Origin of the sequence: Curtobacterium sp. MCPF17_011 (assembly GCF_003234145.1) — a bacterium.
GTDB lineage: Bacteria > Actinomycetota > Actinomycetes > Actinomycetales > Microbacteriaceae > Curtobacterium.
The window spans coordinates 153,849-166,546 of record NZ_QKSK01000008.1 but is presented as its reverse complement, the minus strand read 5'-3'; the positions used below and the strand labels follow the sequence as shown (position 1 = coordinate 166,546).

Genomic DNA, 12,698 nt, shown 5'->3' with positions numbered 1-12,698 from the left:
CGTACACGAACGACCTTGATCTGGGTCGCCATCGTGATCGTCGTGCTGGTCGTCATCGACATCGCTCTCGTCACGCTCGCGCTGGGACGCACTGCACCGAACTCCGGTGACCCGGCGGGCCCCATCCCGACCTTCTCCAGCTCGCCCCGCTCCAGCACGAGCTCGTCGCCGACGCCCACCGCTGACGCCGCCGACTCACGGCGGTCCCTCTCCGCGGTCGACGGTCAGGAGGCATGGCGCGCGACCGACGGCACGTGCGGCGGTCCTGCACCCACCCTCGAGCACACCCTCGACGCCGGTGCGACCTGGAAGCCGGTCACGCTGGGAACGGACGTGTCGTCGCTGATGGCGATCCGTGCCTCCAGTGCGAACCTGACGGTCCTGGCCGGCGTGGGCGACGACTGCACCCCCACGGTGCGCTCCAGCACCAACGACGGCGTCACCTGGAGTGCCGCCGCGGACGGCGAAGCCGGGGCGGGCGTCTCGACCGCGGGTGTCGTCCTGAGGACCGGTGTCACCGAGCCGCCCTGCAGCGACCCGGTCGAGGCGTTCCAGGGGGAGCAGACCTCCGTGGTGATCTGTGACGGTCAGCTCGAGTGGCGTTCCGGCACCGGAGACTGGGTGGACGTGCCACTCGACGGCGTCCGCTCGATGGCCGACGCCGGCAACGACTACTCGCTCGCCCGCATCGGCACCGACACGTGTGCCGGCGTGCAGATCGAGTCGATGCCCGCCATCGCTGTGACGCCCGCGACGACGACCACTCCGATCGGCTGTGACGCGGACGCCGCCACCGAGGGGCCGATCAGCCTCGACCGATCCGGAGACGACGTCTGGCTCTGGGCCGGCGACACCGTCGCGGTCTCGACCGACGGCGGAGCCACGTGGTGAGCCGGTGGCGGACATGACCGCGGGCGCAGTCCGGGTCTCCCCGTCGACAGGGTCCACGGAGGAGTGGAGCCGGTCGTTCTCCCGCCGCGTCCTGGTCACGGACCTGCTCGCCCTGTTCTGGGTCGTGTTCGGCGTGCAGATCGCGTGGCTCGGTCTCGACTCCAACCTGGCCACCAACACGGCTGACCTGCGCTTGAGCTACACGGGGATCTCCATCGTCGTGATCGCCGTGTGGATGACCGCCCTGGCCCTCTACGACACTCGTGGGCACCGCGTGATCGGCGTCGGCAGCACCGAGTACCGCCTGGTGGCGGACTCCAGCGTGCGCGTCTTCGGTGTGCTCGCGATCGCTGCCTACCTGCTCCACGTCGACCTGGCCCGCGGCTACATCCTCATCGCGTTCCCGGTCGGCATCGTCGTGCTGTTGCTGTCGCGGTGGATGTGGCGCCAGTGGCTCGTCGCCGAGCGCAAGCGCGGCAACTACTCCGCCAAGGTCCTGCTTGTCGGCTCGACCGCCAGCGTGCTGCACCTGGCACGCGAACTCGGACGCTCACCAGAGGCCGGCTACCGCGTCGTCGGCGCAGCGGTGTCGACCGGGACCCGCGGAGTCCTGCCCGGTACGACCGTGCAGAGCTTCGGCGGTTTCGACGACCTGACCGAGGCCCTCGCCACCACCGGTGCCGACACCGTCGTCATCACCAGCGCCGACGACCTGCCGCCCGAGCGGGTGCGCCAACTCAGCTGGTCGCTGGAGCCCGGCCGACAGCACCTGGTCCTCGCTCCGAGCCTGACCGACATCGGCGGCCCACGCATCCACACGCGTCCCGTCCAAGGTCTGCCGCTGATCCACGTCGAGACGCCGACGTACTCGGGGCGGAAGCTCTACACCAAGCGAGCGTTCGACCTGGTCGGGTCCGCCCTGCTGATCATCGTCCTGTCGCCCGTCCTGCTGGTCCTGGCGCTCCTGGTGAAGACCACGTCCCCGGGGCCGGTCTTCTTCCGCCAGGAACGCGTCGGCCTGAACGGTGCCACCTTCCGGATGATCAAGTTCCGGTCGATGGTCGTCGACGCCGAAGCCCGCCTGCAGGAGCTCAGCCAGCTGGACCGGGCCGAGGGCAACGACGTGCTGTTCAAGATGAAGAACGACCCCCGTGTCACCCGTGTCGGCGCATTCATGCGGCGGTACAGCCTGGACGAATTACCCCAACTTATCAACGTCGCGCGAGGCGAGATGTCGCTCGTAGGCCCCCGACCGCCGCTCCGACGTGAAGTCGACCTGTACGACGTACACGTGCACCGACGCTTCCTGGTCAAGCCGGGCCTGACAGGACTTTGGCAGGTCAGCGGTCGTTCTGACCTGTCGTGGGAGGACTCAGTACGCCTCGACCTGTTCTACGTCGAGAACTGGTCCATGGTAGGAGACCTGCTCATCCTTTGGAAGACGTTCAAGGCCGTTTCCGCAAGCCGGGGGGCTTACTGAATGAACGACCGTTACCGAACCAGTGATGACAATCCTGAGAAGGCTCGTCTCCTCAGCAGTCCTCGTGTCCAAGTTGCAGGGATTCCCGTGGTAGCCCGTCCCGCCGCCGAGGTGATTGCGCTGATCCAGCGTGTAGCTCCCGGCCTGCAAGGATCGGGTATACCCGTCCACTTCGTAAATGCATACACCGTGGCACTCACCGAGGACGAGCGGTATCTCGGGGTCTTCCAGTCCGACAGCCTGAACATCGCCGACGGGACACCCCTCGCCTGGCTCGCTCGAAGACAGTCCGACCAGATTGCGCACATGCGCGGGCCGGATGCTTTCCGAGCGATCTTGAGTTCTGCGCCAGAGTTCGGCGTGCGGCATTTCCTGCTCGGCGGAACGGTCGGTTCATTGAAGCGCCTGGAGGCTGTCATCGCTAAGGAGTACCCAGACGCGTTGATCGTTGGCAGTTTCAGTCCACCATTCCGAGACCTCGAGCCACCGGACCACCAGCAGATCGACGCGATGCTCCGGGACGCTGACGCCAACGTGGTGTGGGTGGGCATTGGTACGCCAAAACAAGATTATGAGGTTGCCCGGATAGCAGCAGGACACCCTGCGGTGGTCCTGGCCGTGGGCGCTGCGTTCAACTTCGTCTCTGGAGACGTCGTCGAGGCGCCGGTGTTCTGGCGTCGAACGGGCCTCGAATGGGTGTATCGGTTCGGACGGGAGCCTCGCCGGCTGTGGCGACGGTACGTGTTCGGGAACCTGCGGTTCCTTCTCCTCGCTGCGAGGAGGCACCGTGGCTGAGCGAGCGCCGGCAGACGTGATCGTGATCAGTCAACTCCCACCCCCCGTGCACGGTTCCACGATCATGACCCGCACGTTTGTTGAAACGTGCGCGGAGATCGGCTTGACGACCACCCTCGTTGATCGTCGCTTCAGCACGTCGGTCGACGAGATCGGGGGCACGAGTATGCGGAAACTCCTGAGCGCCGTCTCTCTGTTCACCCGACTCTGGCGTTCGCTCGGCCGTAATCGCTCGGCATCCGTCGTCTTTTTCACGACGAACCGCACGCCGTCGTTCTGGATGGACGTGTTGATGAGCATGCTGCTGCGGGTCAGCAGTCGTGCTTACATCGCCTACGTGCACACGTCTGGTTACTCGGAACTCGCAGAGTCGGGACGGCTGCAGGAGCGTGGCGTGCGACTGATGCTCGGCGGCGCAAGTTCGGTCGTTGTCCTCGGGGATTCAATGAAACAGGACGTCGTTTCCTTCAACGGCGCCGTGCACGTGATCCCGAATACTGTCAGCGGGCTGGAACGGGCCGCGGAGCCGACTGCTCAAGGCCCGCAGATGACGTTCGTGTCGAATCTCATCCCCGGTAAGGGCGCCGAAGACTTCATGCGAATTGCCGATCGATGTCTCGCAGCAACGCCCAAGGCGCACGCCGTGGTCGTCGGCGGCTCGACGACATCAAAGTACACGGACGAACTTCGCGCAATCCTCAGTCCTCAAGTGCGGGCCAGAGTGCGTTTCGCCGGGCCGCTGTTCGATGAAGACCGAGACCGGGTCGTTGCTGCGTCGTCGGTTTTGGTGTTCCCGAGCACCTACCGGTTTGAGGCTCAACCCTTGACCCTGTTGGAAAGTCTCCGCCTCGCGGTGCCTGTCGTTGCGTACGACGTTGGCGGGATCGGCGATGTCGTCGAGGACGGCACCAACGGCTACCTGCTCCCGAAAAGTGACTGGGTTTCAGCTTCTAATCGTTGCCTGGAGATTCTTCGCTCCGTCGAGTTGCAGAAGGAACTCAGTGCAGGAGCGCGTGAGTCTTTCGATTCACGGTTCACCGTGCACGACTATCGCCGGGCGTGGCGATCGCTCCTGACGGAGCGTGGTTGACTTGGCGGGGCGACGTTTCGCGATCGTTCAGGAATACATTCCGGCGTATCGAGTCCGGCTCTTCGAATCCATGGCTGCGGCCGCCGCTGCCAACGGCGACGAGCTACTCGTGTACGCGGGGGCTCCTGCCGGCAGCCTCGCACAGCGTAACGACGGAGTTGAAGGGCAACCATGGTCGCGACGTATCCGGCAACGGGAGTTCCGGGTCTCCGGCCGTCGGATCACGCTCCGCATGCTTCCGAAAGCGGTTCGTCGCGCTGATCTCATAGTCGTGGAGCAGGCTCGTCGGAACTTGGATCTGCCGATGTTGCTCCTCTGGCCCGGAACGGCCAGGAAGGTCGCCATGTGGGGACACGGCGAGGACGTCGTCAAAACGCCAACGTCCTTCGAACGTATCTACAGTATCGCGCTGCTGCGCCGAGCCGCATGGTTCTTCGCTTACACTGCGTCCGGCGTCGACTGGGCAGCGCGTATCGGGATCGACCGAAGTAAGACCACAGTGTTGCGCAACAGCATCGACGTGGTGCAGCTCAGACGGGACCTAGACGAGGTCCGGCCGTCTGTCGACCATGTGCCTTTTCAGGCAGCGTTCATAGGCGGCCTCGATGCAAGTAAACGCATCGCAGAACTGATCGAGATCGCGACTCTGATCAAGGATGTTCAACCCGGGTTCCGATTGGTCGTGGTCGGCGACGGAGAGTTACGTGACTCAGTGTTGGCCGCGTGCGAGCAGTTCGCATGGATCGATTACCGAGGCACTCTGTCCGGGGAGAGCAAAGCACGGGTGCTGCTGGAGAGCGACGTTCTGCTGCTCCCGGGCCGGGTCGGCCTGGTGGCTCTCGACAGCCTCGTGGCTGGTCGCCCCATCGTGACGCTCTCGTCATCGTTGCATGCGCCGGAGTACGAGTATCTCGATCCACAGGAGACGTGCTTGGTTGCGGAATCTGTCGAAGAGGCGGCTCGGCAAACGAGTGCGCTGCTCGCGGACAGGCGGGCATTGGCGGCAATGCAGACCCGTTGCCAAGAAGCTGCAGCAAGTTACTCGGTGGAGGACATGACCAGCCGGTTCCTCGGTGGTTTGGAACGAGCGATCAAGGAAGCCGATGAATAAGTTGCATGTGATCGTAGCCAGTTACAACCGCGAAGCCACCACGGTCAGGGCGCTGCGCTCTCTCCGAGAGGCGGCGGCGGAGGCTGCGATCGACTTCGATGTCACCCTCTTTGACGATGGTTCTAGCGATGGCACGATCGCAGCGGCTTTTGCTGCGGTAGAGCACCTGGACGTTCTGCGCGGAGACGGGTCCGCCTTCTGGGCTCGGTCGATGGCAACTGCGGAACGCGCAGTCCTCAGTCGTGATGATGTTGCAGAGGAGGATTTGCTGATGTGGTTCAACGACGACGTCAACCTCGCCCCGTCGGGCCTGCAGAACTTGATCCGTGCCTCAAACGTGCTCGCCCCTGGTGTCCTCGTGGGAAGCACCGTGGACGAGAACTCCGGTGAGCTTACCTACGGAGGCCTTCGGCGAGGCGGACTCCACCCGCTGGCATTCGACCTCGTTCAGCCGCCGAGTGATGCGACTGAGGGGGTCCGTGTCGATGCCTTCAACGGAAACGTCGTGCTCATGCCCGTGCATGTGGCGCGGGCGATCGGACCAATTGACGGCGGCTTCAGCCACGCCTTCGCTGATGTCGATTACGGCATGAGGGCATCTACCAGCGGTATTCCTGTCTGGGCCACCGGTGGCACAGTCGGCTACTGCAGCAGGAACCCCGTCGTGCATCAACCTTCGCTCGGCGCCGGGTGGCGTGCTTACGTCGGGAAGAAGGGTGCCGGTAACCCTCGCTCGTTACAGCGGTACCTCCGCCGACACAGTCCGCGATGGTGGTGGTTCTTCTTCACGTCGTCGTATGCCTTGTGGTGGGCGCGAAGCCTCCAACGGGGTATCCAGCGGCGAGGGTTCGCCTCGTGACGACGTTGCTTTTCCTTCTCATCGGTGTAATCGCGCTGTCCTTGCTCGTCGGCCTCGTCCGTCTGAACCCGCGAGTCGTCTACTGGGCCGTGTCGCTCTTTGCCTTGACCGCGTGGGAGTTCCCCAATTTCGGCGCCATCGGTACCTTCGGAGGTACGACTGTGACGCTCGGCGACGGACTGGCAGTCGCGCTCTTCGCCGCCGGGCTGCTGGACGTCCGGAAGGCGGTCCGACGAGTCCCACCCGCAGTCGTCTTCGCGAGCATCCTGCTGGTCCTGCTGCTCGCGATATCGCTCGCGCGCGGCGTCATGGAGTACGGTCTCGGCCTCGCCGTGAACGAAGCCCGTGGTTTCATCTACGTGATCGGAGTCATCTTCTGGGGAGTGACGAGGGAGTGGACCGGCGCGGAGGTCGTGTTCGCCGAAAAGTTCTTCGTTGTCGTCCAGGGCGCGGGACTCTGCCTCGTGGCCGCTTATCACGTGGCACGCTACGGGTTGGGTGGCACTGCCGACTTTGTCGTCGTGAGCGGCGAACTCAGTCAGACAGGTCGGCCGCTCGTCTCCTCGCAGGCCTTCATGCTCGTCCTGTGTGCGGTGCTCGCCCTCCGACTTTGGAACCGATCGAACCAGCAGCGGTACATTTTGTTGTTCGTCACATTCATGGTGGTCGTTGCGGTCAGTCAACAGCGCACGGTCTGGCTGACGATGGTCGCACTGGCGATCGTTCTCCTCTGGCGCGCGCCGAGCGCGCTCCGTCGCAATTTGTTACCCCTCGCCGGCCTCTTCCTCGTCGTCGGGTTCGCCATCGCGGTAACGAGGTCGGCGAGCAGCGACCTCGTCGCTGAGTTCGTTGGTTCTGCATCGAACACGGGAACGTACGATGCCCGGCTCACCAGCTGGATTGGTTTGGTCGTCCAGTCCTTGAGCGGCGGTCCACTGGGAATCCTGTTCGGGGTCCCGTTCGGCCATGGCTACGGCCGGTTCGAGGGCGTCGGTCGGTGGGTGGTCTTCGCTCCGCACAACTGGTACGTCACCGTGTACCTGCGCGAGGGCCTCGTCGGACTGATCGCTTTCCTGGCGGTCATCGTCCCTCGCATAGTTGCAGGACTCCGGCCGGGTCGCGACGTCTTCGTCGCGTGCATCCTCGTATGCTTCCTGGTGTACGGCTGGACCTACTCGTGGCAGTGGTGGACATGCCTACCGCTTGCCTTCGCGTTCCTCGACCGGGAGTTCCCTCGCAATGATCTCGAAGAAGCAGCCCCGGGCGTGAGTGGCTCGCGTGCGAGGGTGAGCCGCTGATGGTTGGTCTCCGGGTCTTGCACATCCTCGGCGAACTTCGACCAAGTGGCATGGAGCGCATGCTCGTGTCAGGTGCTGCCAGTTTCGCGGATCTGGAAGTGAACGGCCATGTCGTCGCCGTGGGAGTTCATCATCCGTACGAGTCTCAGATTAGAGCGGCCGGCTACTCCGTCTCGACCACGAGAGAACCCCTGCGGAGCCCCCGCGGACGACACTTCCTCAAGCGGGTGTTCTCGGAGTTCCAGCCCGACGTGGTCCACCTGCATACTGAGGGCAACTACCTGCAGAACGTCTTGGCCATCAAGCGCGTGGATCGCACCCTGCCGATCGTCCGCACCGTGCACAACGTCTTCGCCGCAAGAGGCAAGTGGTTCGTGAGCAGGTTGCTCCAGGCGACGGTCGCGGATCGGTTGGTGCACGCGGTGGTCGTCCCCAGCCGCGATGTCGCGCTCAACGAGAAGCGATTCGGTCGAAGGGTCCGTGTCATCTACAACTGGGTCGACAGCCACTTCTTCGAACTCGCAGGAGCTCGAGCCAGTAAGCAACCGCCCGGCACGCTGGAGCCGGTGGTGATCGTCGGAAATTGCTCATGGATCAAGAATCACGACCTCGTTCTGCAAGCAGCTCTGCTGGGGCGCTTGCACGTGGCGCATGTCGGTTCTGAAGAACACGCGGAGTCCTCAGAGAAGCGCATCCTGGAACAACTCGAGCGTGCCGGGCTCCTCCTGGCCCGCGGCCCTGGAGATCCCTCGGCCGCGTTGGTCGGCGGCGGGGTGTTCGCCATGCCCAGCCTCAACGAAGGAATGCCTGTGGCGCTGGCCGAAGCTCTGGTGGTCGGCCTCCCCGCCGTGGTGGCAGACGCGCCCGGACTGCGCTGGTCGGCCTCTGAGCCAGGTGTCAGGATGTTGTCGAAGCAAGGACCTGCGGCTTGGGCCGAGGCGCTACGAACGGCGTCTCGCGACGACAGTACCTTGACAATCGACTTCCACCCTCGACGCGGTACTGCCGAGTACGCAGAGGTCTACCGCGCGATCACGACGCGACATGGAGGAGCAAAATGATCCGCGCTGTCCTCAGGAGGCTCAGTCGGCACAAACGGCATCGTGGCCTTCCGCACACCGTCACATGGAGTGCGCCGCTGGCCCTCGGTGAACGCGTTAGGATATGGGCGCCGAAATCGCTGCGAGTGGGCAACAACGTGCACATCGGATCAGACGTCAGGATCGAGGTGGATGGCACCATCGGGGACCATGTGCTCATCGCGAACGGGTCGGCCATCGTGGGTCGGCGGGACCACGACATGCGCGTCGTTGGTACGCCCATCACTGCCACACCGTGGGTGGGCAATACGGCTGCTCTCAGCGACGAGACGACGATCGGCAGTGACGTCTGGATCGGCTTCGGTGCCGTGGTCCTTTCCGGCGTGACGGTCGGCGACAGTGCGGTGATCGCAGCTGGCGCAGTGGTCACGCGAGATGTCGAGGCGAACTCGATCGTTGCCGGCAACCCGGCCATCGTCGTGGGCAGGCGGTTCGACGAATCTGCCCTCCTTGAGCATTGGACAGCGCTCCGAAACGCTGGCGTCCGGCTCGCTGGAGGCTCCGAGGAAGCGACAAACCGTGGGTGATCGCGCACCAAGGATTTTCTATGTGCCGAACGAATTCGGAGGGTTCCGGCAAATAGGCTTTCGAGAGCCGCTGGAGATGCTCGCTCGCGCGGGCGCGGTTGAGTCGCTCGAGGTCTTCAGCCTCCTCGACGCAGTCCGGAGTGGCGGGGATGCCAGGGCGCATCGACGGAAACTGATCAAGCGCGTCGAAGCTTTCCGGCCGGACATCATCCTGATGCAGCACCTCGTCGGTACCGGCCTCCGCAGAAGCCACTTCGCTGCACTGCGGTCTGCGTGCCGTTTCGATTTCATCTACCACGAAGCGGATCCGTACTCACGTTTTGTGCACCCGCTTCCCTCCGAGGCCCGCGAAGCAGGCCGAGCAGCGGATGTCGTCTTCACGGTTGGCAAGGGGACCTTTGCGCAGAACTTTCGGCGGAGTGGCAGCAGGGACGTCCGTTGGCTGCCCTCGGCCTACGAGCCAAACCGGACGGCGAATTTCAACAGACCGACGCGAACTGATCGGCCGTTCGATGTCGTCATCGTCGCGAACCGAAATCGGCCTCGATTCCGAGGGCTTCCGAACTGGCGCGAGCGGATCCGTTTCGTCGAGTTGATGCAACAGCACTTCGGTACGCGGCTCGCGGTCTACGGACGAGGCTGGGAAGGCCCCACTGCGAAGGGGCCAGCTGCTTTCGAAGCACAAGACGAGGCGATAACGTCGGGCTGGGTCAGCGCCAACTGGGACCACTTTGCGGGAGAAGACTCCTACTTCTCGAACCGCCTTCCGATCTCGCTCGCCGCTGGCTCGATCCACGCCACGACCGACCATCCGGGCTACCGAGACCTGTTCGAAGGCCCAGCTGGTGACTTCTTGCTCCGTGGATCTTCTCCAGAGGCGCTGATGGCCTCGATTGAAGCCGTATTGGAGAGCACGTCCGAGGATGAGCGACTTCGGCGTATCGAGGCTGGTAGGCGCTTCGCGGCAGCAAAGTTCCGCCAGGACGACCTGATGCTGCAGATGTTGAACTGGCGGACCGAATGGATCGAGCCTTCCGCTGCGCGGGCAATTTGGGCTCAGCAGCGGGACGTGACCAATTGAGGCTCACACCGCTCAGGACCTTGCCTCTCCGAGCAGCCATCAAGGCTGAGCGCTCGCGGACGGCACGCGAGCTGCGTCGAGCTTCCTCGGCGTCGGTGGAACGAACAGAGTGGCGTCGTCCTCCGAACATGGTCGGGTTGACGGTGCGGATCGATCCCTACCCTGACCTCGGCCACCAGCTTTCAACCTGGGTGTCCGGATACCTGTGGGCGCAGGACCTCGGCGTTCCTTACCTTGGCGGCGAAGTCACGAAGGACACACGGGGCTTGTTCGCTCTGACGGAGATGACTGCCCCAGCACCGGGTGGTCGGGTGGTCCAGCGGCGTCTCGCGGCGACCGGCTTCGAGACCGAGCCGTGGGCTCTTCCTGCGCTCCAACGGGTGGTGGACGGCGCTGCCGGAAGGTCCGCCCAGCCCTGGGTGGGACGGTTAGCCCTCGATCAACGGCGTTGGGATCAGACGCCGGCAGCCGCATCGTTGCGGCGTGCAGTCCTCGGTGGCTACCTAGGACGAGAACTGGTCACTGCAGAGTCGGGGAGCGGCTACATCGCGATCCACGCTCGTCGTGGTGACATTGGACCCCAGACGCATCCGGACCGCTGGCTCGGGTTGTCCTATTACGAGCGTCTCGTCGCGGAGATTCGAACCGTCCGCCGGTTTGAACAGATGCCGATACGGCTCTACACCTCAGGTGATGCTGCTGATCTACGGGATCTGGAGGGCCTCGGGGTGCGGATCAGTGATTCCGGTGATCGCGATCATGACTTCGTCGCCATCGCGGCAGCGAGGCTGATCGTGGCGGCACCGAGCTCTTTCGGGTTCTTCGCGGCCCTGGTGTCACGGGCGCCGGTCATCGCGCGCGTCCCATGGTGGCATCGCATCCCCGACACCGGTCGATGGTTCGCATACGATTCGAGTAGCGGGCTCGACACGACACGGCTCGCTCGAGCGCTGTCGCCGGAAGACGAATGAGCTCCATCGGGCGCCGCCTCGCAGCGGGTGCGAGTTGGGTCTACGGACTGCAGGTCCTGACAGTCATCGTGCAACTCGGCTACGCCGCGCTGACGTCGAGATCGGCGGACCCGACCGTTTTCGGGGCGTACAGCGTCGCGCTTTCGATCGCAGCGTTCGTTAATCTGCTCGGCTCCGGAGGGCTCGCGCAAACCGCTGCACGGGCGCCGGACGCGGGGCGCGCGTCCACCCGTCCGCTCGCCACTTACGCGTTGCTGATCGGAGTCGGCGCGGCGCTGTTCACGCTGTTGACGGCAGACTTGTGGTGCGCGCTGTGGGCCGCTCCTCACGCTGCTGGCACCGTTCGGCTGCTCGCGGTGAGTGCTCTGATCCTGCCGATGCTGAGCTTGAGCAACGGTCTTCTCCGCCGCGAGGGGAAGTTCCGGGACCTGGCGGTGGCGACCTTCGTCGCGAACGTGGTGGGCATGGTCGTTGGTGCTGGCGCCGTTGTAGTGTTCCGGAGCCCTGAATCGCTCGCGGTGTCGGCGATCGTCGGTCAGTGGGGCACCTTCATCTGGGCAGCTGGCCGGCTCCGAGGCGCGATGGTACCCGGGAGACTGTCGTTGCGTTCCGAAAACGTTCGGTTCAGTACGAAGATCGTTGCGGTCTCGATCTTCCAATACATTTCCGGAAATGCGCCTCGGTGGAGCGTCAGCCAGTTCATCAGTACTGCAGTACTGGGAGCATGGAACAGAGCCGACGTGCTCTCGACAGTGCCGTTCTCGCAAATGCAGAACGCTCTGATGCAGGTCATCTACCCGGAGTTTCGAAGGTACGCCGTCGGCACTGCCGCTGCTCGCGCTGCCTGGTTGGACATGCTCAGTCTCGTGGCGTGGCTGACTCTCCCCGTCGGCGCAGTCCTGGCAGGAGTGGGACCGCTCGCCGTCAGCGTGGTTCTCGGCCCAGGCTGGGGCCAAGCGGCGGCCATTCTTCCGCTGCTCGCTCTGCTCGGCGCTCTTCAGCCGCTCATGGTGTTGTTCGCAGGGGTGCTCGAGTCCGCCTCGCTCTTCCGGGCGATCTGGGTTGCGGAAGCGCTCGCCTTCCTCATCAGCGCGGTAGGCGTGTTCTTGGTGGTGGTTAGACGGGAGTATGCGTTCGCGATCCTCGCGATGATCCTCGCCACGGTGGTCCGCCACATCGTGCACCTGGTGCAGGCCCGGCGCCTCCGTGCAATCGGGCTCGTGGATGTCGCTCGTGGATACCTGCAACCGGTGGCGTTCGCCCTGGTCATGTACGGTTCCTCGTCGATGCTGACCAAAGGGTTGAGCGGGTCGATCCCGAGTGCCGTCCTGGGGGCGAGCGGTTTGGTGGTCCTCGTCAGCTGGGCCGCGGCCACTCGCAGGGACTTCGGACCGCTTCGGATACTCCGCAGCAGGGGGATCATTGGCGGTCGTCGGTCGTGAAGGTCTACTCGCCCATCCCTCGCCAAGCCCAGCGGGTGCTGTTCGCTGACGTC

The 12,698-nt window shown here is 64.3% G+C and carries 12 protein-coding genes; all 12 read left to right on the top strand.

All coding sequences use genetic code 11. From position 1 onward, the window contains the following. Positions 1 to 15 precede the first annotated feature (15 nt). The 12 genes from DEJ25_RS11895 to DEJ25_RS11840 all read left to right on the top strand — a co-directional run bounded on the left by DEJ25_RS11895 (position 16) and on the right by DEJ25_RS11840 (position 12,645). Positions 16 to 891 carry a hypothetical protein gene (locus DEJ25_RS11895; protein WP_111044811.1) on the top strand — a complete coding sequence of 292 codons (876 nt, stop codon included), beginning with the start codon at positions 16 to 18 and terminating at the stop codon, positions 889 to 891. A 13-nt stretch (positions 892 to 904) separates the two neighbouring features. Further along, the gene (locus tag DEJ25_RS11890) at positions 905 to 2,371 is read left to right on the top strand and encodes a sugar transferase (RefSeq protein ID WP_111044840.1); all 1,467 of its coding nucleotides are present in this window, start codon (positions 905 to 907) and stop codon (positions 2,369 to 2,371) included. 189 nt (positions 2,372 to 2,560) lie between these two features. Continuing rightward, complete coding sequence (locus DEJ25_RS11885; RefSeq protein ID WP_181427425.1) at positions 2,561 to 3,166, top strand: WecB/TagA/CpsF family glycosyltransferase; 606 nt, start codon at positions 2,561 to 2,563, stop codon at positions 3,164 to 3,166. Continuing rightward, positions 3,159 to 4,256: a glycosyltransferase family 4 protein gene (locus DEJ25_RS11880; RefSeq protein ID WP_146240679.1), complete on the top strand. Its 1,098-nt coding sequence runs from the start codon at positions 3,159 to 3,161 to the stop codon at positions 4,254 to 4,256. Before DEJ25_RS11885 ends, DEJ25_RS11880 begins: the two co-directional genes overlap by 8 nt. Next, entirely contained in the window at positions 4,249 to 5,367 is a 1,119-nt protein-coding gene (locus DEJ25_RS11875) for a glycosyltransferase family 4 protein (RefSeq protein ID WP_111044808.1), read from the top strand. The genes DEJ25_RS11880 and DEJ25_RS11875 overlap by 8 nt, the downstream gene beginning before the upstream one ends. Continuing rightward, positions 5,360 to 6,226 carry a glycosyltransferase family 2 protein gene (locus tag DEJ25_RS11870; RefSeq protein ID WP_111044807.1) on the top strand — a complete coding sequence of 289 codons (867 nt, stop codon included), beginning with the start codon at positions 5,360 to 5,362 and terminating at the stop codon, positions 6,224 to 6,226. The genes DEJ25_RS11875 and DEJ25_RS11870 overlap by 8 nt, the downstream gene beginning before the upstream one ends. Further along, the gene (locus tag DEJ25_RS11865) at positions 6,223 to 7,524 is read left to right on the top strand and encodes an O-antigen ligase (protein WP_111044806.1); all 1,302 of its coding nucleotides are present in this window, start codon (positions 6,223 to 6,225) and stop codon (positions 7,522 to 7,524) included. Before DEJ25_RS11870 ends, DEJ25_RS11865 begins: the two co-directional genes overlap by 4 nt. A 50-nt stretch (positions 7,525 to 7,574) precedes the next feature. Continuing rightward, positions 7,575 to 8,585, top strand: coding sequence for a glycosyltransferase (locus DEJ25_RS11860; protein ID WP_181427424.1), 1,011 nt, complete (start codon positions 7,575 to 7,577; stop codon positions 8,583 to 8,585). Next, a complete protein-coding gene (locus DEJ25_RS17155) occupies positions 8,582 to 9,151 on the top strand; it encodes a DapH/DapD/GlmU-related protein (protein WP_111044804.1) in 570 nt (189 codons plus the stop codon). Before DEJ25_RS11860 ends, DEJ25_RS17155 begins: the two co-directional genes overlap by 4 nt. A gap of 22 nt (positions 9,152 to 9,173) precedes the next feature. Beyond that, complete coding sequence (locus tag DEJ25_RS11850; protein ID WP_111044803.1) at positions 9,174 to 10,232, top strand: hypothetical protein; 1,059 nt, start codon at positions 9,174 to 9,176, stop codon at positions 10,230 to 10,232. Between the two features lie 128 nt (positions 10,233 to 10,360). Continuing rightward, entirely contained in the window at positions 10,361 to 11,203 is an 843-nt protein-coding gene (locus DEJ25_RS11845; protein WP_111044802.1) for a hypothetical protein, read from the top strand. After that, a complete protein-coding gene (locus tag DEJ25_RS11840) occupies positions 11,200 to 12,645 on the top strand; it encodes an oligosaccharide flippase family protein (RefSeq protein ID WP_111044801.1) in 1,446 nt (481 codons plus the stop codon). The genes DEJ25_RS11845 and DEJ25_RS11840 overlap by 4 nt, the downstream gene beginning before the upstream one ends. The last annotated feature ends 53 nt before the right edge of the window (positions 12,646 to 12,698 follow it).